Source organism: Corynebacterium sp. CCUG 69979, assembly GCF_024454095.1.
In the GTDB taxonomy this organism is placed as follows: Bacteria; Actinomycetota; Actinomycetes; order Mycobacteriales; family Mycobacteriaceae; genus Corynebacterium; species Corynebacterium genitalium.
The window spans coordinates 51559-71129 of the sequence record NZ_JAGPZA010000011.1; the positions used below are offsets into that span (position 1 = coordinate 51559).

At 63.5% G+C, this 19571-nt stretch carries 20 protein-coding genes and 1 tRNA gene; 15 read left to right on the forward strand and 6 right to left on the reverse strand.

The features are described from left to right. Nucleotides 1-102: 102 nt before the first annotated feature. Entirely contained in the window at nucleotides 103-951 is an 849-nt protein-coding gene (locus KBX18_RS07570) for a hypothetical protein (RefSeq protein WP_255995497.1), read from the forward strand. After that, nucleotides 948-1184 carry a hypothetical protein gene (locus tag KBX18_RS07575; protein ID WP_255995498.1) on the forward strand — a complete coding sequence of 79 codons (237 nt, stop codon included), beginning with the start codon at nucleotides 948-950 and terminating at the stop codon, nucleotides 1182-1184. Before KBX18_RS07570 ends, KBX18_RS07575 begins: the two co-directional genes overlap by 4 nt. Before the next feature lie 94 nt (nucleotides 1185-1278). Here KBX18_RS07575 and KBX18_RS07580 read toward each other — a convergent pair whose 3' ends face one another. Continuing rightward, the gene (locus KBX18_RS07580) at nucleotides 1279-2283 is read right to left on the reverse strand and encodes an acyl-CoA thioesterase (protein ID WP_255995499.1); all 1005 of its coding nucleotides are present in this window, start codon (nucleotides 2281-2283) and stop codon (nucleotides 1279-1281) included. Between the two features lie 48 nt (nucleotides 2284-2331). On the opposite strand from KBX18_RS07580, the gene KBX18_RS07585 reads away from it, so the two are divergent. The 4 genes from KBX18_RS07585 to KBX18_RS07600 all read left to right on the forward strand — a co-directional run bounded on the left by KBX18_RS07585 (nucleotide 2332) and on the right by KBX18_RS07600 (nucleotide 5701). Beyond that, complete coding sequence (locus KBX18_RS07585; protein ID WP_255995500.1) at nucleotides 2332-2721, forward strand: sterol carrier family protein; 390 nt, start codon at nucleotides 2332-2334, stop codon at nucleotides 2719-2721. A 32-nt stretch (nucleotides 2722-2753) separates the two neighbouring features. Continuing rightward, complete coding sequence (gene purF, locus KBX18_RS07590; RefSeq protein WP_255995501.1) at nucleotides 2754-4250, forward strand: amidophosphoribosyltransferase; 1497 nt, start codon at nucleotides 2754-2756, stop codon at nucleotides 4248-4250. Between the two features lie 3 nt (nucleotides 4251-4253). After that, entirely contained in the window at nucleotides 4254-5321 is a 1068-nt protein-coding gene (gene purM, locus KBX18_RS07595; protein WP_255995502.1) for a phosphoribosylformylglycinamidine cyclo-ligase, read from the forward strand. A gap of 164 nt (nucleotides 5322-5485) precedes the next feature. Beyond that, nucleotides 5486-5701 (forward strand): DUF3073 domain-containing protein, encoded by a 216-nt coding sequence (locus tag KBX18_RS07600; protein ID WP_005288680.1) that lies wholly within the window; start codon nucleotides 5486-5488, stop codon nucleotides 5699-5701. Between the two features lie 23 nt (nucleotides 5702-5724). Here KBX18_RS07600 and KBX18_RS07605 read toward each other — a convergent pair whose 3' ends face one another. Further along, nucleotides 5725-6915, reverse strand: coding sequence for a folate-binding protein (locus tag KBX18_RS07605; RefSeq protein ID WP_255995503.1), 1191 nt, complete (start codon nucleotides 6913-6915; stop codon nucleotides 5725-5727). A gap of 33 nt (nucleotides 6916-6948) precedes the next feature. On the opposite strand from KBX18_RS07605, the gene KBX18_RS07610 reads away from it, so the two are divergent. Beyond that, a complete protein-coding gene (locus KBX18_RS07610; protein WP_255995504.1) occupies nucleotides 6949-7866 on the forward strand; it encodes an aminodeoxychorismate lyase in 918 nt (305 codons plus the stop codon). Nucleotides 7867-7887: 21 nt separating this feature from the next. Here the strand turns inward: KBX18_RS07610 and KBX18_RS07615 are convergent, their stop codons facing one another. Next, nucleotides 7888-8577: an FABP family protein gene (locus KBX18_RS07615; RefSeq protein ID WP_255995505.1), complete on the reverse strand. Its 690-nt coding sequence runs from the start codon at nucleotides 8575-8577 to the stop codon at nucleotides 7888-7890. Nucleotides 8578-8604: 27 nt separating this feature from the next. Then, complete coding sequence (locus KBX18_RS07620) at nucleotides 8605-9399, reverse strand: LmeA family phospholipid-binding protein (RefSeq protein WP_255995506.1); 795 nt, start codon at nucleotides 9397-9399, stop codon at nucleotides 8605-8607. A gap of 23 nt (nucleotides 9400-9422) precedes the next feature. Between KBX18_RS07620 and mshD the strand changes: the two genes are divergently transcribed. The 5 genes from mshD (at nucleotide 9423) to pstB (ending at nucleotide 14890) form a co-directional block, all read left to right on the forward strand. After that, complete coding sequence (mshD, locus tag KBX18_RS07625) at nucleotides 9423-10370, forward strand: mycothiol synthase (protein ID WP_255995507.1); 948 nt, start codon at nucleotides 9423-9425, stop codon at nucleotides 10368-10370. Between the two features lie 167 nt (nucleotides 10371-10537). Further along, nucleotides 10538-11713 carry a phosphate ABC transporter substrate-binding protein PstS gene (gene pstS / locus KBX18_RS07630; RefSeq protein WP_005288696.1) on the forward strand — a complete coding sequence of 392 codons (1176 nt, stop codon included), beginning with the start codon at nucleotides 10538-10540 and terminating at the stop codon, nucleotides 11711-11713. Nucleotides 11714-11903: 190 nt separating this feature from the next. After that, nucleotides 11904-12995 (forward strand): phosphate ABC transporter permease subunit PstC, encoded by a 1092-nt coding sequence (gene pstC / locus KBX18_RS07635; protein ID WP_255995508.1) that lies wholly within the window; start codon nucleotides 11904-11906, stop codon nucleotides 12993-12995. Nucleotides 12996-13005: 10 nt separating this feature from the next. After that, nucleotides 13006-14079 carry a phosphate ABC transporter permease PstA gene (gene pstA, locus KBX18_RS07640; protein ID WP_005288702.1) on the forward strand — a complete coding sequence of 358 codons (1074 nt, stop codon included), beginning with the start codon at nucleotides 13006-13008 and terminating at the stop codon, nucleotides 14077-14079. Between the two features lie 37 nt (nucleotides 14080-14116). Then, nucleotides 14117-14890: a phosphate ABC transporter ATP-binding protein PstB gene (gene pstB / locus KBX18_RS07645; protein WP_005288704.1), complete on the forward strand. Its 774-nt coding sequence runs from the start codon at nucleotides 14117-14119 to the stop codon at nucleotides 14888-14890. Between the two features lie 93 nt (nucleotides 14891-14983). Here the strand turns inward: pstB and KBX18_RS07650 are convergent, their stop codons facing one another. Both KBX18_RS07650 and dusB read right to left on the reverse strand, forming a co-directional pair. Next, nucleotides 14984-15730, reverse strand: a complete 747-nt coding sequence (locus KBX18_RS07650) for a phosphate uptake regulator PhoU (protein WP_255995509.1) — start codon at nucleotides 15728-15730, stop codon at nucleotides 14984-14986. An 11-nt stretch (nucleotides 15731-15741) separates the two neighbouring features. Beyond that, nucleotides 15742-16908, reverse strand: a complete 1167-nt coding sequence (dusB, locus tag KBX18_RS07655) for a tRNA dihydrouridine synthase DusB (protein ID WP_255995510.1) — start codon at nucleotides 16906-16908, stop codon at nucleotides 15742-15744. A 140-nt stretch (nucleotides 16909-17048) separates the two neighbouring features. On the opposite strand from dusB, the gene KBX18_RS07660 reads away from it, so the two are divergent. The 3 genes from KBX18_RS07660 (at nucleotide 17049) to KBX18_RS07670 (ending at nucleotide 19557) form a co-directional block, all read left to right on the forward strand. Then, on the forward strand, nucleotides 17049-18554 hold the full coding sequence (locus tag KBX18_RS07660; RefSeq protein WP_040423503.1) for an acetyl-CoA hydrolase/transferase family protein: 1506 nt from the start codon (nucleotides 17049-17051) through the stop codon (nucleotides 18552-18554). A gap of 81 nt (nucleotides 18555-18635) precedes the next feature. After that, a tRNA-Lys gene (locus KBX18_RS07665) sits at nucleotides 18636-18708 on the forward strand. 90 nt (nucleotides 18709-18798) lie between these two features. Beyond that, complete coding sequence (locus KBX18_RS07670; protein WP_255995511.1) at nucleotides 18799-19557, forward strand: glycosyltransferase family 2 protein; 759 nt, start codon at nucleotides 18799-18801, stop codon at nucleotides 19555-19557. The last annotated feature ends 14 nt before the right edge of the window (nucleotides 19558-19571 follow it).

Sequence of the window (19571 nt, forward strand, 5' to 3'; positions counted from 1 at the left end):
GTGCTAATCGAACGCACGTTCGACGATAGGGCAAGTCGTGTCGGTCAGACGTTTTAAAGTGCAAAACCAATCCACTTGAACGTAGCTAAGGAGGGGCTTGAAGTGGATCTGAACAGTAAGCCGCCTTTCTCGAAGGGCGATATGAAGCGAGCCGGAAAAGCGCTCATGGTGGGCGAGGGTCTGGATGTAGAGAAGTACGCGGAGATCGTGGCCTGGCACCAGGACCTAATCGTGCTTATACGTGAAACGTGTGAGCGTGTGATCGCTCGCTACCAGGAAGAATATGGTGATAGCGACCATCTTCATTCAATTTCACGTGTGTTTGGCAGCGATCGCACGAAGAGCAAAGACACGCTCACCGCAAAGCTGGGACGTATCGGAATGAGTCTTGATTCGATACAGGATTTTGCAGGTGTCAGATACGATATCGAGGCGGGTTTGACCGCGCAAACTTATCTAGCTGGCCGTTTTGAATCTGCATTCTCTGACATGGGTGCCTCTGTGAATGTGCGTGATTACCGTCAGGATACCCAGCAGGGGTATCGCGCCATTCATCTTTGGTTGCGTATGCCAGCTGGCCGAGTGGAGATTCAACTCCGGACGTCATTGCAATCACGCTGGGCCAGCCTGAACGAGTTTCTTGGAGACAAAGTCGGGCGCTCGATCCGTTATGAGGAGCCTCAGGAGAGTGACTTCCCTGAATTGTTCGCGATCATTGAAAGGGTGCGTTTCTTCTCTGAAGCAATCCGGTCCATCGAGGAAAGGCGCGAGATGTTGCTGCGGGATCTGAGTGTGCAAGCAGATATCGCGGATGCTCTCGTTCTGCGCAACCTGCAGCGATCTGACCAAGAGACGGCAGAGATACTAGAATTGATGGCCGTAACCAGTTCCGAAATTGCCTACTTAGAAGCGAAACCTGCCTCACAGATGAAGGAGGGGGATGACTCATGATCGCCTATCTGATCGAGTACCACCGTCCAACGGGACGGCTCAATCTGACCCCGTATGAGGATGCTCATGAAGCATCGCGCGAGTGCATCCGTTTGGAAACAGAGCGGACTGACCCCGATCTTGAACTGGTCGTGATTCGTTCGGACAACATTGAGACTTTGCGCAGTACGCACGCCCGGTTCTTCATGGGTGAAGATGCTGTCATCCACGATCTCGTCCCCGCGAACGCCTAACGGCCAAACCAATCAAACAGGCCGGGGCTGGAGCGCTGTGTACAAGCGTTCAGGCCCCGGTCTTCCTGCTGCCAGAAACGTACGGGCTGGCCGTCTAGTCGACGGTCTGGCGGGCCGGGTTCGGCTCGACCAGGGGCATCGGCGCGTACTCCTGGCGCAGGTCCTGCAGGATCTGCGTGTGCTCCCAGAGGGCCTTGTCCTCGTCGGTGACGGGGGTGAACTGGCGGGCGGGCAGGGGGGTACCGTCGATGTCGACGGCCATGTAGGTGAAGGTGGCATGGATGGCGGTGGCCAGATTGTCGCGGCCGCCGCGGGGGTCGCCGGCGCGCACGTGCGTGGTCACGTTCATGGATTTGTTGCCGGTGCGTGTCATGCGCGCGTCGACTTCGATGAGGTCACCGATGGAAATGGGTTTGTAGAAGCGGATGCCGCCGGCGTAAACGGCGAAGGTGCGTTCGCCGGACCATTCCATGGTGCAGGAGGTGCCCACGGAGTCGATCCATTCCATGGCGGTGCCGCCGTGGACTTTGCCGCCCCAGTTGATGTCGGTGGGTTTTGCCATGAAGCGGTGGATGATGCGCGGGGCGCCGGAGTCGCCGTCGTAGGACTGCTTGAGCATTTCGGTTTCGATCTCGTCGCGCAGCTGGATGCGGGATTTCGCGGCTTCTTGGACGCGGCGTTCCTCGTCGGTGGTGGGCACGAAGGCGGGCACGGGCATGGATTTGCCGGTCTCGGGGTTCTTGGCCACGAAGATGACTAGGCAGTCGCAAGCACGGGTGAACACGCCTTCGCGCGGGTCGGCGGAGAGCACTTCGTTGACGATGTGCATGGAGGAACGCCCAGTCATGGCGATGCGGGAGCGCACCTCGACGATGTGGCCGGACGGGATGGGGCGGGTGAAGTGGATGTGGCCGACGTAGGCGGTGACGCAGTAGGTCGCAGACCACTGGGCGGCACAGGCGTAGGCGGCTTTATCGATCCATTCGAGCACGCGGCCGCCGGAGACTCCTTGGGATCCGGCGAGCACAACGTCGGTGGGGGCGGCCATGAAGCGCAGGGTGATGGAGGGGTCTTTGGTCGGCGTTACCTTCTCGGTCATTGCTCTGACCTTAGTCCTTGCTGGGTGAGCAGGCTGAGTCGGCCTAGGATGGGCGTCATGGCTCCGAAGAATGATCCTGTTGTGACGCGTGCGGCTGTTGAGGCGGTGCGCGGGTGGATCGAGGATCCGTCGCAGCCGCGTCCGCCGCGCGCCCAGCTCGCAGATGCTTGTCGACGCACCGCCCGCGCCCTCGCCGACGAACTCCCCGGTCACACTGTGGAACTTCGGGTCCCGCCGTTCGTGGCGGTGCAGTGCGTGGAAGGGCCGAGGCACACCCGCGGGACGCCGCCGAATGTGGTGGAGATGGCGCCGGAGGTGTGGCTGCAGCTGGCGACGGGGCAGGCTGAGTTTGCGGAAGCGGTCGCTGACGGCCGGGTGAGCGCCTCCGGTTCGCGCGCCGGGGATGTGGCTGCTGGCCTGCCCGTGGTGCGGTTCTGATTGCCCCTCTACGCGGCTGATCCACTAAAGTTATGCAGGTGCAGAACCCGATGCTGAATCTGGAAGCAGACGAGCCCGAGCCACGCGAAGAATGCGGTGTGTTCGGGGTGTGGGCGCCCGGGGAGGACGTGTCGAAGCTGACGTACTTCGGCCTGTTCGCCCTCCAGCACCGCGGCCAGGAAGGTGCGGGCATCGCGGTGGGCGACCAGGGGCGCATCGTGGTCTTCAAGGACAGCGGACTGGTCTCCCAGGTTTTCGATGAGGCGATCCTCGACGCGTTGCAGGGCGACGTGGCGATCGGCCACACCCGCTATTCCACAGCTGGTGCGCAGAGCTGGGAGAACGTCCAGCCGATGTTCCGGACTTCGCCGAACGGCACCGATGTGTCGTTGGCGCACAACGGCAATCTGACGAACTACGCGACACTGCGCGATGAGGCAGTTGCGCGCAAGCTCGTCCCGCGCGACGGCGTCGACGGGCAGGGGTCTTCGTCCGACACGGCTGTTGTCAGCGCCTTGCTTGCCGACGGAGTGACCGGCGAGCGCACCCTGCTCGATTCCGCCCGCGAATTGCTGCCGCAGATCAAGGGCGCTTTCTGCCTCGTGTTCACCGACGGGCACACTTTGTACGCCGCCCGTGACCCGCACGGTGTGCGCCCGCTGTCGCTCGGCCGGCTGGAGAAGGGCTGGGTCATCGCCTCTGAAACATCCGCGCTGGACATCACGGGCGCTTCTTTCGTGCGCGACATCGAGCCGGGCGAGCTCATTGCGATCGACGCCTCCGGCATCCACACCGAACGTTACGCCGACCCGGCGCCGAAGACCTGCGTATTCGAGTACGTCTACATTGCCCGCCCCGATTCGGTCATCGAGGGCAAGACAGTCAACGCGGCCCGCCTGGAGATTGGCCGTAGGTTGTCGCATGTGGCGCCGGTGGATGCGGACGTCGTCATGCCTGTGCCGGAGTCGGGCACTCCCGCCGCGATCGGTTATGCCGAAGAGTCTGGCATTCCGTTCGCGCAGGGCCTGATGAAGAACGCCTACGTGGGACGCACGTTCATCCAGCCGTCGGACACGCTGCGCCAGCTGGGCCTGAGGTTAAAGCTCAACCCGGTGCGCGAGATCATCGAGGGCAAATCGCTTGTGGTCGTGGACGACTCCATCGTCCGCGGTAACACGCAGCGCAAACTGATCCGAATGCTGCGTGAAGCGGGCGCTGCCGAGGTGCATGTGCGCATTGCGTCGCCGCCGGTGAAGTGGCCGTGCTTCTACGGCATTGACTTCGCCAGCCCGGGCGAGCTGATTGCTAACAACGCCGGCGGGGATGATGCCGCTGTCGCCGAGAACATTTGCCGCGTCATCGGTGCGGATACACTGGCATTCGTCTCGATCGACGACATGATCGCCTCCACGGAGCAGCCCGCGGCAAGCCTGTGTGCGGCCTGCTTCAACGGCCACTACCCGCTGGGCCTGCCGGAGAACAACGTGAACGCGGATGCCGTGCGCCGCATTCAGGAAGGGATGTTTTAAACCATGACCACCCCCGAGTCGGAAGTCTCCTACGCCGCTGCCGGCGTCAACATTGAGGAAGGCGACCGCGCAGTCGAGCTGATCAAGGACCACGCCAAGCGCGCCACCCGCCCCGAGGTCCGTGGTGGCCTGGGAGGCTTCGCCGGTCTCTTCGCGCTGGGTAACTACAAGCAGCCGCTGCTCGCGGCTGGTTCGGACGGTGTGGGCACGAAGCTCGCCGTCGCCCAGGCGATGGACAAGCACGACACCATCGGCATCGACCTGGTGGCCATGTGCGTCGACGATCTTGTGGTCTGCGGCGCGGAGCCGCTGTTCCTGCAGGACTACATCGCGGTGGGGAAGGTGGTGCCGGAGAAGATTGCCGATATCGTCGGCGGCATTGCCGAGGGCTGCGTTCAGGCCGGATGCGCTCTGCTCGGCGGGGAGACTGCGGAGCACCCCGGCGTGATGGGGGAGAACGAGTACGACGTGTCCGCCACCGCTGTCGGTGTGGTGGAAGCTGAGGAGGTGCTCGGGCCGGACCGCGTGCGCGAGGGGGACGTCATCATCGGCATGGCCTCTTCTGGTCTGCACTCCAACGGCTACTCGCTGGCCCGCCACGTCCTGCTGGAAAAGGCCGGCCTGCCGTTGGACGGCCACATCGAGGAGCTGGGTCGCACCCTCGGCGAGGAGCTGCTGGAGCCGACCCGCATCTACGCCCTGGATTGCTTGGCGTTGGCCAACGAGTGCGAGGTGCGCACGTTCTGCCACGTCACCGGCGGCGGCCTGGTGGGCAACATGGAGCGCGTCATCCCCGAAGGCAAGGTCGCGGAAATGCACCGCGCGACATGGAGCCCGCCGGAAATCTTCCGCACGATCCGCTCCGTGGGCAAGGTGCCGGACACCGAGATGGAGAAGACCTTCAACAAGGGTGTCGGCATGGTCGCCATCGTTGCGCCGGAGGACCGCGACCGCGCGCTGGCGATGCTCACCGCCCGCCACGTCGAATGCTGGGAGCTTGGCGAAGTCCGCGGCACCACCGACGCAGACGAGGGTGCACGCGCTGTGCTTGTGGGATCCCACTCTTTCTAAAATTTTCCTGCGCTGCTCGTGTGGCCGTGTTTGCGCAGGCGGCGGCTGTGTGCGCGTTAATTTGACTCGCACGCTATTATGGCTTGCAGGACAAATTTTTAAGATATGAAAAGGGCCGCCGAATTCCCGAGCCGCCCTTTAGGACACCTCAAGGGGGTCACGCCATGGGCCGCGGACGCGCCAAAGCAAAGCAGACCAAGGTTGCACGCCAGCTGAAGTACAACACGCCTGACATGGATCTGGATTCGCTCCAGCGTGAGCTTGCAGGCGAGCCCACCCGTTCCGAGTGGGACGAGGATGACTCCGACGACTACGAGGTAGACCCGCAGTACGCTGAGTACGCGGACTGGGATCCGGAGGACGACGCGCAGCGTCGATAAGCTCGCTTACGCGCACCCCGCTTTTATGTGGTGGGGTGCGTTTTCGCGTTGCCGCGCAGCTTATCGACGGCCACCCGCCCCGCCCGCTGGCCCTCATCCGCAGGGAGAGAGTCAGGGTCGACGGACGCGGAAATGACGATTGGATCGGCGGCGCTTTCTGTGCCGTCGGCGTCGTCTGCGCCGGTGCCCGCGAGGATTTCCAGCTGCGCACCGACAGCCGCGGCGGGGCCCGGTGTGGCTGGGGCGTTGAGAACAGACCGCTTCACCAGCGCTAGGCCGATCGGACCGTAGTCGCAGTCGTGCGCGACGGAGCCGAGGCGTCCGACGGTGCGCCCGCCCATGGTGATGGTGTCACCGGGCTGGGGGTCGACGGGGGCAGAACCGTCGATATGCAGCATGACCAGAAGGCGTGGGGAACGGCCGAGGTTCTCCACACGCGCGACGGTCTCCTGGCCGCGGTAGCAGCCCTTGTCCAGGTGCACGGCGCCCAGGTTGCCGCCCCGGGCGATGAGCGTGTGCACTTCGTGCGGGATGGATTTGGCGTCGAGGTCTGCACGCTGCTCTGGTTCGAGGGCCTTGATGCGCTCGGCTGTGAAGGTCATGATGCCGGCGGGCGTCAGTGCCGCGCCGTCGGCACCGGTAAGCGCGCGGAAAGCGTCTATCAACTCCTCGCGCGGGACGGCGATGTCGACACGCCGCGGGCCACGCCAGTCGACGGTGCGCACGAACGCGGGAGTCGCGGCGAGCACGCCTGGGTCGAAGGAAGACGGGGCACCGAGCACGGTGAGGATGGCCAGGTCCGCCTCTTCGACGGTGACGTCGGACCAGAAGATCATCTTGGTCAGGAAGTCGAGGAAAGTCTCGAAGGCGTAGGAGGGGACATCGAGGTAGAAGGCGTCCTCAGTGCGGGTGACATCGGCGTGGTGGAGGATCCGGCCTTGCATGTCCAGGTCGAGGGCGGCGGCGGTGAAGCCGGGGGAGACATCGTCAAGCTTCTGCGAGAGCAGGTTGTTCAGGAACACCGGCGCGTCAGGCCCGGCGACGCGGATGACGTGGCGGTGGCTGCGGTCGATGACCACCCCGCCGCGTTCGAGTGCGCGTTGTTCGCGCAGGGGGTCGCTGTAGTGGGAGGGGACGCCTGCGGCGTCGATAAGCGACGCGTCGGGTAGTTCTGTGGCGCCGCGCACGGCGAGGATAGGCGAACGGTAACTCACCTGTCCGATCCTACGCGGGCATAATGGGCCGGTATGCGCGCCCAACAGCCAGTGATCTATCTCGTGGAGCCGTTCGGCGGTTCCCTGCGACGCCAAAATGCCAACCTTCCGCACGTGTACTGGGACGATGCTGCCGTCACGCGCGGCGACGGCTGCTTTGAGACCATCCTCATCCGCCACGGTGAACCGGTGAATCTGGCGGCACATGTGCAACGCTTTCAAAGTTCTGCGCAGCTGCTGGGCCTGCCCGCGCCGGAAGCGGCGACGTGGGAGAAGGCGACAGCCGAGGCAGTGGGGGACTTCGTGCGCGAGTCCGGACTCGATGCAGCCGAGGTGGAGGCGAAGTGCCAGTGGACCTACACCCGTGGGCGTGAGTCGACGGGCGTGCCCAGCGCCTGGGTGACGGTCCGGCCGATTCCGCAGGAGCAGCTGGACCAGCGCGAGAATGGTGTGCGCGTGATGACGGCGCAGCGCGGCTACACCTTAGCCAGCGGCAGCGACGCCGACGCCGCGCCGTGGCTGACTGTCGGCGCGAAGTCGCTCAACTACGCCGCGGCGATGGCTGCACTGCGGTGGGCGAAGCAGAACGGATACGACGATGTCATCTACGTCGACGCGTCCGGCCGCGTCCTGGAAGGAGCGACATCGTCTGTGCTGGTGGTCAGCGGCGGCAAGCTGCGGACGCCGGTCACGGGCGGCGACGTGCTGCCCGGCACGACACAGGCGTCCGTGTTCACTCACGCCGAGCGTGACGGCTGGAAGTGCAAAGAGAAAGACCTCACCGTCGCTGACCTGCGAGGCGCCGACCAGGTATGGTTAGTCAGCTCCGTCCGCGGCGGGGTGCGCGTCACCACGATCGACGGGGAGGAGCTGCCTGCACCGTCCAAGAAGGACGAGAAAAAGCTGCGCCAGCTTATCGACGCAGCTTTGGCAACCCCAGCCACTTCTTAACGGCCGAGCACAGCGAGACCGTTAACCAGCCACGCGCTTGAGCTCGCCCGACATGTAGGGGATGAAGGTGATGTCGTCCTGGGTGGAGCCGGCGGCGACCCGCTCGTCGACCCAGCCCAAGTTGTTGTTCGGCATGAGACCGTACAGGCGCTTGCCGGGGCCGTGGGTGGCGGGGCCGGTCTCCGTGGCGATGGTCGAGGCCGACTGCAGCTGCCAGGCGCGCTCGTTGACGGGCTCGCCGTACATGATCTCCACCAGGCCGCGGGAGTTGGTCAGGGTGACCTCGATGGCGTCGTCGAGGGAGATGCGCCAGAAGCCGGTCTCGCGCTGGTCAGCGCCGACGGGGTTGCCGTCAGCATCGATGCGCCAGGTGCGGGAGTCGAAGCGCAGGTAGTTCTCACCGTCGTGGGAGATGATCAGTTGCTGGCCGAAGGCGTATTCGGCGGAGTCGCCGTCAGCAGCGCTGTCGTCGACGGCTTGGCCGGTGCCCTGCCAGACGCCCACCAGTGGCAGCAGTGCCAGGAGGCCGTCGTGCAGGCTGGGGCCTTCGCGCAGGTTCGCGGTGTCGTCCGGAAGCGGGATTTCATCGAGCCCCAGCGCCGGGATGTTGCGGTGCGCAGTGTTCTTCGACTGCTCTGCGGCGAGGTTGACTGCCTCGTTGCCGTCCAAGGCGTTGCGCTCAGGGTTCGTGCCGTTGTCGGTGTTGTCCATGCCTACCCACAGTAGTCACCGCGGGACCTAACGGGCAGTGGCGGCTACCGGCGAGAGCATGTCTTGGGTCAGCTCCACATCCCGGCGTTGTGCAGAAAAGCGGATGGAGCCGCCGGAGACGTCGACTTTGTCTGCCTGCGCACCGATCGGTAGGTCGCGGGTGTCTAGTTCGAGGGTGTAGGCGGAGGTGACGGTGTCGGTGAGCGCGTCGGGGACGTCGATAAGCTGCTTCGGCTCCATGCGGAAGGTTGTGCCGGTCAGACGCAGGGTGACCACCGCGGTGGTTTTCTCCTCTGTGCCGGGGACGGTGCCGGAGAGCTGGGCTTCGGCCTCGCTGCCGCCGGTCGGGGAGATGTTGTACGGGTTGGCGATGTCCAGGTCCGTCATGCCCAGTAACTGGCCGAATGCGACGCCATCGAGCGACAGCGTGTTCTCCACGCGTTTGGCGCGCGCACCAATGAAGTCAGCGTCGTAGGCCTTATCTGCGGGGATCGTGATCTCGTAGATGTCGGTGCGGGAATTGGCGATGCCAATGCCGTCTACCTGCACATCGAGCGCCTGGAAACTCACGCGCGGCACCTCATCGGTGAAGCGGACCTGCGCGAACGGTAAACCGCCGACGTACGTCTCCGGGTCTGCCGCCAAATCGTCTGCGGCGCGTGCGTTCGCCGCCAAGCGCTTCTCGATGCTCGCCGTGCCCGCCGCGTCTGTCACGAACCCGATTCCGAGCACAACCGCAAGGACTCCAGCGACCACTGCGCCGGCTTTGAGCCCCGTGCGCGGCGTTGTCTGCCGCTGCGCCAATGTCGTGCCGTCCGCCATGTCTTTTACCGTAGCCTGGGGGCATGACGGACGTTTCCATTACCACTGTTTCCTTCCGCGACCGCGACGCTGACACAGCCGGGGCGGCGCGCGATATCCTCGCCCGCGCTGCTGAGCACGATGGCGTGGAGGCGTTCTCCGAGGCCTTCGTCCGCGGTCTCGACGGCGACGAGCACACGCACATCGCAGCGCTTATCGACGGCTCCCTTGCTGGCCTCGCCGCCCTCGCCCCCGACGGATCGGCCGAGCTGGCAGTCGACCCGCCGCGGCGCGGTGCTGGAGTAGGCGCAGCGTTGGCGCGGGAGGTGCTGCAGCGCCGTGACGACGCTGGTTTGTGGGCGCACGGTAACCTGCCTGCAGCGCAGGCGCTCGGAGCATCTCTTGACCTCGATGTTGTGCGCGAGCTGCTTGTCATGGATGTCGCGGGGGAGAAGCTCGCAGCAGTCGCGCAGGGCACGGATGAACTGCTGAGCGAGATCGCATCGCGGGCGGGTGGCTCCCATATAGAGGACATCAGTTATGCGGAGGCGGTGGGCAAGTGGGGGCGCGAAGACGTCGATAAGCAATGGCTCGCTGTGAACAACGACGCGTTTTCGTGGCACCCCGAGCAAGGCGGCTGGGATCTGAACCGGCTGAAAGAGGGAATGGACACGGACTGGTTCGACCCGAACGGCGTGCGGCTGCTGTGGGATGTTTCCGGCGAGCCGGCGTTAGCGGGACTCCACTGGACGAAGCGGCATTCCCGCACTCTCGGTGAGGTCTACGTTGTCGGATTGGCGAGCAATTACCGTGGCACCGGGCTAGGCGAACCGCTGATGCGCGCCGGGCTGGAGCACTTGGTGAATGGCGGTGCGCAGCGCGTCATCCTGTACGTGGAGTCAGACAACGAGCCAGCGGTGAAAAGGTACGTAGACATGGGGTTTAGCGTCGCGGAACGCCATGTTGTCTACTCAAATCAGCGCACTTTGTGACATAGAACGCACCACTAATTCACAGGAGACCACAAAGTTAACGCATTGTTCACCGTTTAGAACCTGTTGGGTTAACGCGCAGCCCGTAGCTTTCCCATACGTGAGCACCCAGCCACGGTGACTGGCGCGCGAAAACGCGCATCCGTGACCACGGCGGCTTGGGACCGATGCTCAGAAGAAGATCTGAATTCGCACCGGAAAGGTATCCCGTGATCCGTAACATCAAGCGCACCGCCGCTCTCGCCGGCCTTGCAGCACTGACCTCCGTTTCCCTGGTCGCTTGCGGCGACTCCGCAGACAACGGCGACAACTCCAACGACTCCGCAAACGAGAGCACCGACACCGGTGAAATCGAGGGCCTGTCCGGCGAGTCCGGCCAGCTCGTTGCTGAGGGTGCTACCTCTCAGGCAAACGCCATGGACTACTTCGGTTCCCGCTACGCTGAGGCTGTCGACGGCGCTAACCTCGCGTACAACGCAACCGGTTCCGGTAGCGGCATCAAGAACTTCGTGGGCAACCAGGCTGCTTTCGCCGGCTCTGACTCCCCGCTGAAGGAGGACAAGGGCGAGGTTGAGCAGGCCAAGGAGCGTTGCGGTGGCAACGACGCATGGCACCTGCCGATGGTCATCGGCCCGGTCGCTGTCGCCTACAACCTTGAGGGCGTTGAGGACCTGAACCTGTCCATCGACAACATCGTTGAGATTTTCGACGGCACCATCACCAAGTGGAACGACCCGAAGATCGCTGAGAACAACGATGGCGCAGACCTGCCGGACCAGGAGATCTCCGTGATCTACCGCTCTGACGAGTCCGGTACCTCCGACAACTTCCAGAAGTTCCTGTCTGCTGCTTCCGACGGCAAGTGGGAAGGCGAAGGCAAGGCATTCCCGCAGAAGGTCGGCGCTGGTGCTAACGGCTCCACCGCTGTTGCTGAGCAGGTCAACGCCACCAACGGTGCCATCACCTACGTTGAGGCTGGCTACGCCCGCGACCTCGAGCTCGGCGTTGCTAACGTCGACTTCGGCAATGGCCCGGTCGAGCTGAACAACGACACCGTCAACGCTGCTCTGGATAAGGTCGAGTTCAAGTCCGAGGGCAACGACATGGTCGTCGACGCTGACGCTCTCTTCGCCCAGCAGGAGGCTGACTCCTACCCGCTCATCCTGACCACCTACGAGATCGTCTGCTCCAAGTACGACGACGAGAAGACCCGCAACCAGGTCAAGGACTTCCTGACCGTCGTTCTGGAGTCCCAGGACGAAGAGCTCGAGGACGCTGGCTTCATCCCGGTTTCCGGCGAGTTCGCTGACAAGCTGCGCGAGTCTGTCGAAGCCATCAGCTAAGCGCTTTTGATGGTCGCCTAGGACTGCGGTCCTAGCCGACCGGCATACCCCCTGCTACCGAAGTGAGCCGGGGGTATGTCTTTGTGGCAACGAGTTTCTGAGTTCTAACTGAGAAACCACATGTCTTCTTCTGCGGACCCGCATGAGCGGAGCACCGCATTCAGAACTTTCACACAAAGGATTCGTCACTATGGCTGACAACGAATTGCCGGCAACTGAGCACGACGACCGCGGCGCCGGACCTGCCACTCGCGAAGATGCGGTGGTCAGCTCCTCCCAGGCCACACCGCGCGAGAAGGGCCAGGACCCCGCAGTTTCTGACACCCCCGCAACTGGCCACACCTCCGGCGGAGGCGCTGGCGTCAAGCGCCCGGGCGACCGCATCTTCGAAGCTCTCTCCACCATTTCCGCGGCGCTGATCACTGTGATCATCGCGGCCGTCGGTCTGTTCCTCGTGCTGCAGGCGATCAAGCCGCTGCGCCTGAACAAGGAGAACTTCTTCACCTACACCGGTCCCTGGCAGACCTCGAACCTGGAGAACATGCAGTTCGGTATTCCGAACCTGTTCTTTGTGACCATGATGGTCTCGATCATCGCCCTGATCATCGCTATGCCGATCGCCCTGGGCATCGCCATCTTCCTGTCCAACTACGCGCCGAAGCAGCTGGTTCGCCCGCTGGCAACGCTGGTGGACATGCTCGCCGCCGTGCCGTCCATCGTTTACGGTCTGTGGGGTGCGCAGGTCCTCGGCCCAGCACTGTCCGGTTTCTACGAATGGATCCACGGCACCTTCCTCGGGAACACATTCCTGTTCACTGCGGACGGTAACTCGCCGGCCTTCGCCACCAGCCGTAACATCCTCACCGGTGGCATCGTCCTGGCGATCATGATCCTCCCGGTCATCGCCGCGACTGCGCGTGAGGTCTTCGTGCAGACCCCTCCCGGCCAGATCGAGTCCGCTCTGGCACTCGGTGCTACCCGCTGGGAAGTCATCCGCATGACCGTGCTGCCGTTCGGCCTGTCTGGCTACATCGCCGGCTCGATGCTTGGCCTGGGCCGCGCTCTCGGTGAGACCATGGCGCTCTACATGGTCGTGTCCCCGAGTGGTGCCTTTCGTGGGTCGCTGTTTGACGGCGGCACCACCTTCGCTACCGCGATTGCAAACGCGTCCGCAGAGTTCAACAACGAGGTCTCGGCAGGTGCCTACATCGCTGCCGGCCTGGTGCTGTTCTTGCTGACCTTCATCGTCAACTCGATCGCCCGCGCGATCGTCAACAAGTAGGAGAGTAGCCATGAGCACTGCATATTCCGGCAACTCTGGCCAGCCTGACAAGGCAGACAAGGCCGACAAGGTTGTGAAGGAAGACAAGGTTGTAAAGACCGACAAGGACTCCACCGGCGCCTCCGCTGGTTCGGCCGCGGCAACCGCAACCGCAACCGAAACCGCCACCGAAACCCGCGAGCCGGCTCGCACCAACTCTGACGGGGACAACCCGTTCACCGACATTTCTGGTGGCCGTAAATTCACCAACGGCTTCATGGGCGGCCTGATGTGGCTGGCCATGATCCTCGCACTGATCCCGCTCGGCTGGCTGCTGTTCACCCTTGTCAGCCGCGGCATTGGCCCGATCTTGGACGTCGATTGGTGGACTGAGGACATGGGTGGCGCGCGTACCCGTGCCCCAGGCGGCGGTGCAGCGCACGCCATCGTCGGTACCCTCGTCCAAACCCTCATCGCGTCGCTGTTCTCCATCCCGATCGGTGTCTTCACCGCGATTTACCTGGTGGAGTACTCCGGCGGCAACCGTCTGGGCAAACTGACCACCTTCATGGTGGACATCCTCTCCGGTGTCCCGTCGATCGTGTCCGCCCTGTTCATCTACGCCCTGTGGATCACCATCCTCGGCCAGGAGCGCTCCGGTTTCGCCGTCGCCCTGTCTCTGATCCTGCTGATGGTCCCCATCGTGGTGCGAAATACGGAGGAGATGCTCCGTGTCGTCCCAATGGACCTACGAGAAGCCACGTACGCACTGGGCGTGCCGAAATGGAAGACGATCGTCCGCATCGTTTTGCCGACGGCCCTGTCCGGCATCGTCACCGGCATCATGCTGGCTGTCGCCCGCGTCATGGGCGAGTCCGCTCCGGTGTTGATCCTCGTGGGTTCGACGAAGGTGATGAACGCGTTCAACATCTTCGAAGGACCGCAGTCGTCGCTGCCGCTGTTCATGCTCGACATGTGGAAGTCTGGTTCGGCTCAGGCCGTTACTGACCGCCTGTGGGGTGCTGCCCTCACCCTGGTCCTCATCGTCGTCGCCCTGAACCTGCTTGCTCGCCTCATCGCGTCCAAGTACTCGGTCAAGAAGTAAGCCGCTAACCCCCTTTCACTCTCCAGGAGAAAACACAATGTCTAAGCTCGAGCTCAACGATCTCGACATTTACTACGGCGACTTCCACGCCGTGCAGAGCGTCAACATGAAGATCCCCGGCCAGGCCGTGACCGCATTCATCGGTCCGTCTGGTTGCGGCAAGTCCACCGTGCTGCGCACCCTCAACCGCATGCACGAGGTCATCCCGAACGCCTCCGTCGACGGCGAGGTCCTCCTCGACGGCCACGACATCTACGCCGACAACGTTGACCCGGTTGCAGTGCGCAACACCGTCGGCATGGTGTTCCAGAAAGCGAACCCGTTCCCGACCATGTCCATCGAGGAGAACGTCGTCGCTGGCCTGACCCTCCAGGGTGAAAAGGACAAGAAGAAGCTCAAGGAGATCACCGAGCAGTCCCTTCGCGGTGCGAACCTCTGGGACGAGGTCAAGGACCGTCTGGACAAGCCGGGCGGCGGCCTTTCCGGTGGTCAGCAGCAGCGTCTGTGCATCGCTCGCGCGATCGCTGTCCGTCCTGAGGTCCTCCTCATGGACGAGCCCTGCTCCGCTCTGGACCCGATTTCCACCCTCGCTGTTGAGGACCTCATTCACGAGCTGAAGGACGAGTACACCATCGTCATCGTGACCCACAACATGCAGCAGGCAGCCCGCGTGTCCGACAAGACCGGCTTCTTCTCCCTCGAGGCCACCGGTAAGCCGGGCCACCTGGTGGAGTTCAACGACACCACCACCATCTTCGAGAACCCGGAGCGCAAGGAGACCGAAGACTACATCTCCGGTCGCTTCGGTTAAATCGCTCTTCTTCGGGATACCACGTAAAGCCCTTCGGTCTTCGGGCCGGAGGGCTTTCGCCCTGTTGACGGGGCGTGCGGAACAGTCGTCGGCCTAGTCTTCGGCGAAGTAGCGCTCGAGGTTGCTGAAGCGCTCGTTCATCTCCACGTCTTGGCCGTCGGAGTCTTTGCTCTCAATGTAGTTCTCCGGGGTCAGGCCAGTGACGAGGAAAACGATGCGGGCAGCGACGTTGACGCAGTGGTCGGCGTAGCGCTCATAAAAGCGCGCGATGAGTGCCAAGTCGACGGCGAGGCGGTTGGGGCCTTCCCACTCCCGGCTGGTCAGGGTGGTCAGGAGTTGCTTGTGGGTGTCATCGACAGCGTCATCAAGCTCGTTCATCTCCAGCGCGAGGTCCGCGTCGGGGCTGATGAGCTGGTCGTGGATCAGTTCACTCATCGTGTCCGTGCGTCCGGCGAGCTCCACGACGCTTTCGCGTAACGACACCCCCGGCCCGTCAAGCGGCACCACCGGGTCCGGGTGGCGCAGCCGCGCGGTGTTGGCGATGTGTTTGGCCAACGTGCCCATGCGGTTGAAGTCTTCGACAATGTAGATCGAGGTGAAGACCTGCCGCAGTTCGGAGGCGACCGGGTTCTCCAGCGCGAGCAGCTGCATGGAGCGGCGTTCGCACCGGTCGCGGATCTCTTTGAGGGAGTCGGCGGCGGTTAGGGCAGCTTCAGCGTCGTCAAGCGATGCCTCGAGCACCGCGGTCGACGCGTGCTTCATGATCGCGCGCACAGTGTCGCTCATGATCTGCAGGTCGCGCGAGAAGGCGTCGAGGTGCTCGCGGTAAGCGGTTCGCATGCTTTATGACGTTACCCGCCCGAGTTCTCAATCTCCGCTCCTACAGGCACAGTGTCGTCCTCGGGGTCATCCAGCCAGCCTTCTGGGAGGACGACTTTGGCGCTGGAGCCTTTGCGGCCGCGAGCTTCGTCAGCGGCCTCGGCCATGGCGTCGGAGTCGGCAATGGTGGATAAGTGGGAGTGGAGCTCCTCGAGCGTGGAGACTCGGGCGAGTTCGCTGCGGAACTGGCCGCCGACGGGGAAGCCGCGCAGGTACCAGCCGACGTGCTTGCGTAGCTCGCGGCACCCACGCTCTTCGCCGTTGTGGGCAGCGAGCAGCTCACCGTGGCGGCCCATGATGCGGGCGACCTGGCCAAGCGTCGGTTCTGCCGGAACCACTTCGCCGCGCAGTTGGGCGGAGAGCTGGGCGAAGAGCCACGGACGGCCCAGACAGCCGCGGCCGACGACGACACCGTCGCAACCGGTGCGCTCCATCATCTCTTCTGCGTCGGTGGAGGCGAAGATGTCGCCGTTGCCCAGCACCGGAATCCCCGTGCCGTCCATGTGCTCGACCAGCCGGGAGATCTCGTCCCAGTCTGCGGTGCCGGAGTAACGCTGGGCGGCCGTTCGGGCGTGCAGTGCCACGGCCGATGCGCCTTCTTCAGCGGCAATGCGGCCGGCATCCAGGTGGGTCTTGTGCTCGTCGTCAATGCCCACGCGGAACTTCACAGTGACCGGAACGCGGCCGTCCGCTGCTTTGACCGCGGCGGAGACGATGTTGCGGTACAGCCCGCGCTTGTACGGAATCGCAGAACCGCCGCCGCGGCGGGTCACCTTGGGGACAGGACAGCCGAAGTTCATATCCACGTGATCCGCCATGTCGCCCTCGACGATCATTCGGACAGCCTTGTAAGTGTACTCCGGGTCGACGGTGTACAGCTGCATCGAGCGCGGTGTCTCCTGCGGTGCGAACGTGGTCATGTGCAGGGTCTTCTCGTTGCCCTCCACGAGCGCGCGGGCTGTGATCATCTCGCACACGTACAGTCCCGATACCGTGTCCGTGAGATCTTCCTCGATCTCGCGGCACAGCACACGGAACGGCATGTCCGTCACACCGGCCATCGGAGCGAGGATGACCGGCGAGGCGAGTTCGATGCCGCCGATGCGCAGTTGGGGGGCAATGGTAATCACAGCGCCCATTGTTCCCGCTTGGCCACGCCGGACACAAACCCGGACACGATCGAGACGCAGACCACGCTACCTAGTAAGTTGTGGCACAAAAATGCCAGGTGCGTCACAATGGTGTGAAAGAAGCACACGCGACATACAAGGAGTACAAGATGAGCGACCGCATTTCGCACGCGCAGCTGCGGGACAAGGTCATGTCCGCCGACGAGGCTGCCCAGTTCGTCGAGCACGGCGACAAGGTCGGCATGTCCGGCTTCACCGGCGCGGGCTACCCGAAGGCGCTGCCGACCGCCATCGCGGAGAAGGCGAAGGCCGCCCATGATAAGGGCCAGGACTTCAGCATCGATCTGTTCACTGGTGCTTCCACTGCTCCGGAGTGCGACGGCGTGCTGGCTGAGGCGAACGCGCTGCGTTACCGCATGCCGTACCAGTCCGACCCGACGATGCGTAACAAGATCAACTCGGGTGAGATGAAGTTCCAGGACATCCACCTGTCCCACTCCGGCATGATGGTTGAGCAGGGCTTCTTCGGCGACCTCGATGTCGCCATCGTTGAGGCTGTGCGGATCGATGAGAGCGGCAACATCATCCCGTCTTCCTCCGTGGGTAACTCCGTGGAGTTCCTTAACGCTGCCAAAAAGATCATCATTGAGGTAAACGAGTGGCAGTCTGAGGAGCTCGAGGGCATGCACGACATCTGGCTCGTGCCGCCGCTGCCGAACCGCATCCCGGTCCCGATCACCAAGGCGGGCGACCGCATCGGCACCACCTACATCGAGATCGATCCGGAGAAGGTCGTCGCTGTGGTGGAGACCAACGATCCGGACCGCAACGCACCCTTCAAGGCGCCGGACGAGACCTCCGAGCAGATCGCCGGCAACTTCCTGGACTTCCTGGAGAACGAGGTCAAGGCTGGCCGTCTCGCCTACGACGGCTACGTCATGCAGTCCGGCGTGGGCAATGTCCCGAACGCTGTGATGGCGGGCCTGATGGAGTCCAAGTTCGAGAACATCCAGGCCTACACCGAGGTGATCCAGGACGGCATGGTCGACCTGATCGATGCCGGCAAGATGACCGTGGCTTCCGCAACCTCCTTCTCCCTGTCCCCGGAGTACGCGGAGAAGATGAACAACGAGGCATCCCGCTACCGCGAGTCCATCATCCTGCGCCCGCAGTCCATCTCCAACCACCCGGAGGTCATCCGCCGCACAGGCTTGATTGCCACCAACGGCATGATCGAGGCGGACATTTACGGTAACGCCAACTCCACCCACATCAACGGCTCCCGCCTGATGAACGCCCTGGGCGGTTCCGGCGACTTCACCCGTAACGCATTCATATCCTCCTTCATCTCCCCGTCGGAGGCGAAGAGCGGCGCCATCTCCGCCATCGTGCCGTTCGTGTCGCATGTGGACCACACCGAGCACGACGCGATGGTCTTCATCACCGAGTACGGTGTCGCTGACCTGCGCGGCCTGGCTCCGCGCGACCGCGTGGCCAAGATGATTTCGATTGCCCACCCGACCTACCGCCCGCTGTTGGAGGAGTACGTCGCGCGCGCCGCGAAGTCCAAGTACCAGTCCACCCCGCACGACCTGCGTCACGCCTTCGACTTCCACCTCCGCATGGAAGAGACCGGCACGATGAAGCAGGACTAAGTTCCTGCCCGCACTCAGGTCGGCTGAACTTCAGGCCCGATTACTTGCGAGGGGTCCCAAGGGTTTACCATGGGACCCTACGGGCCTTTAGCTCAGTTGGTAGAGCTACGGACTTTTAATCCGCAGGTCCCGGGTTCGAGCCCCGGAGGGCCCACGATCCGTTGAAGCCCCTGGTGATGATTGGCCAGGGGCTTCGTTGCGCGTGCACCAGGCCGCGCTTGTGTCCCTGGCTTAGACTTGCTGCGTGGCTAGTCCGACAATCTCCGTGGTGATCCCGTGTCTCAATGACGCGGAGTTGCTCGAGCGTTGTCTGCGCAGCATCACCCGGCAACGTCGCGCGGCGGATTTCACGGTCGTCGTCGACAACGGGTCGGACGATGATTCAGTGCAGGTTGCCACGGCGCACGGTGCGACTGTCATCACGGAAGCGCGTCGTGGAATCACATGGGCAGCGGCAGCGGGTTATAACGCGGCATGCGGGTTAGGTGCCGACTACATTGTTCGCACCGACGCGGACGCGTGGCTGCCGGAAACATATCTGGAAAGGGTGGAGCAGCAGTGGCGTCACGCTCCTGCCCACACCGTAGGGATCACCGGCCCCGCGCTTTTCGACGGCACACCCCACCTCATTTCCCGCCTCTACCTATCCATGTACCGTCTCTCGGTCGGTTCTGCCCTGGGCCACCCGCCGTTGTTCGGGACCAACAGCTCGTTTCGCACCGAGTGGTGGCAGGCCGTCGGCAGCACGCTGGATCTCGCTGACACTGAATCGCACGACGACATTCAGCTCTCTTTTGCGGTGCGGCCGGGGGAGACGATCCGCTTCGTGCCCGAGCTTGTGGTGGGAATGGACGACCGAGCCCTGCGTGGCCGGCGCCAGCTTCGCCGGCGGTTCCTCAGAGGGTGGCATTCGATGATGCGGGGATTTTCTTCCTCCCCTCCGTGGCAGCGCTTGCCGCAGCGCCTAGTGCAGGCCCGAACGGGAGCCGGTCCCGCGCTGTAGGCTCGGTGAGGTAC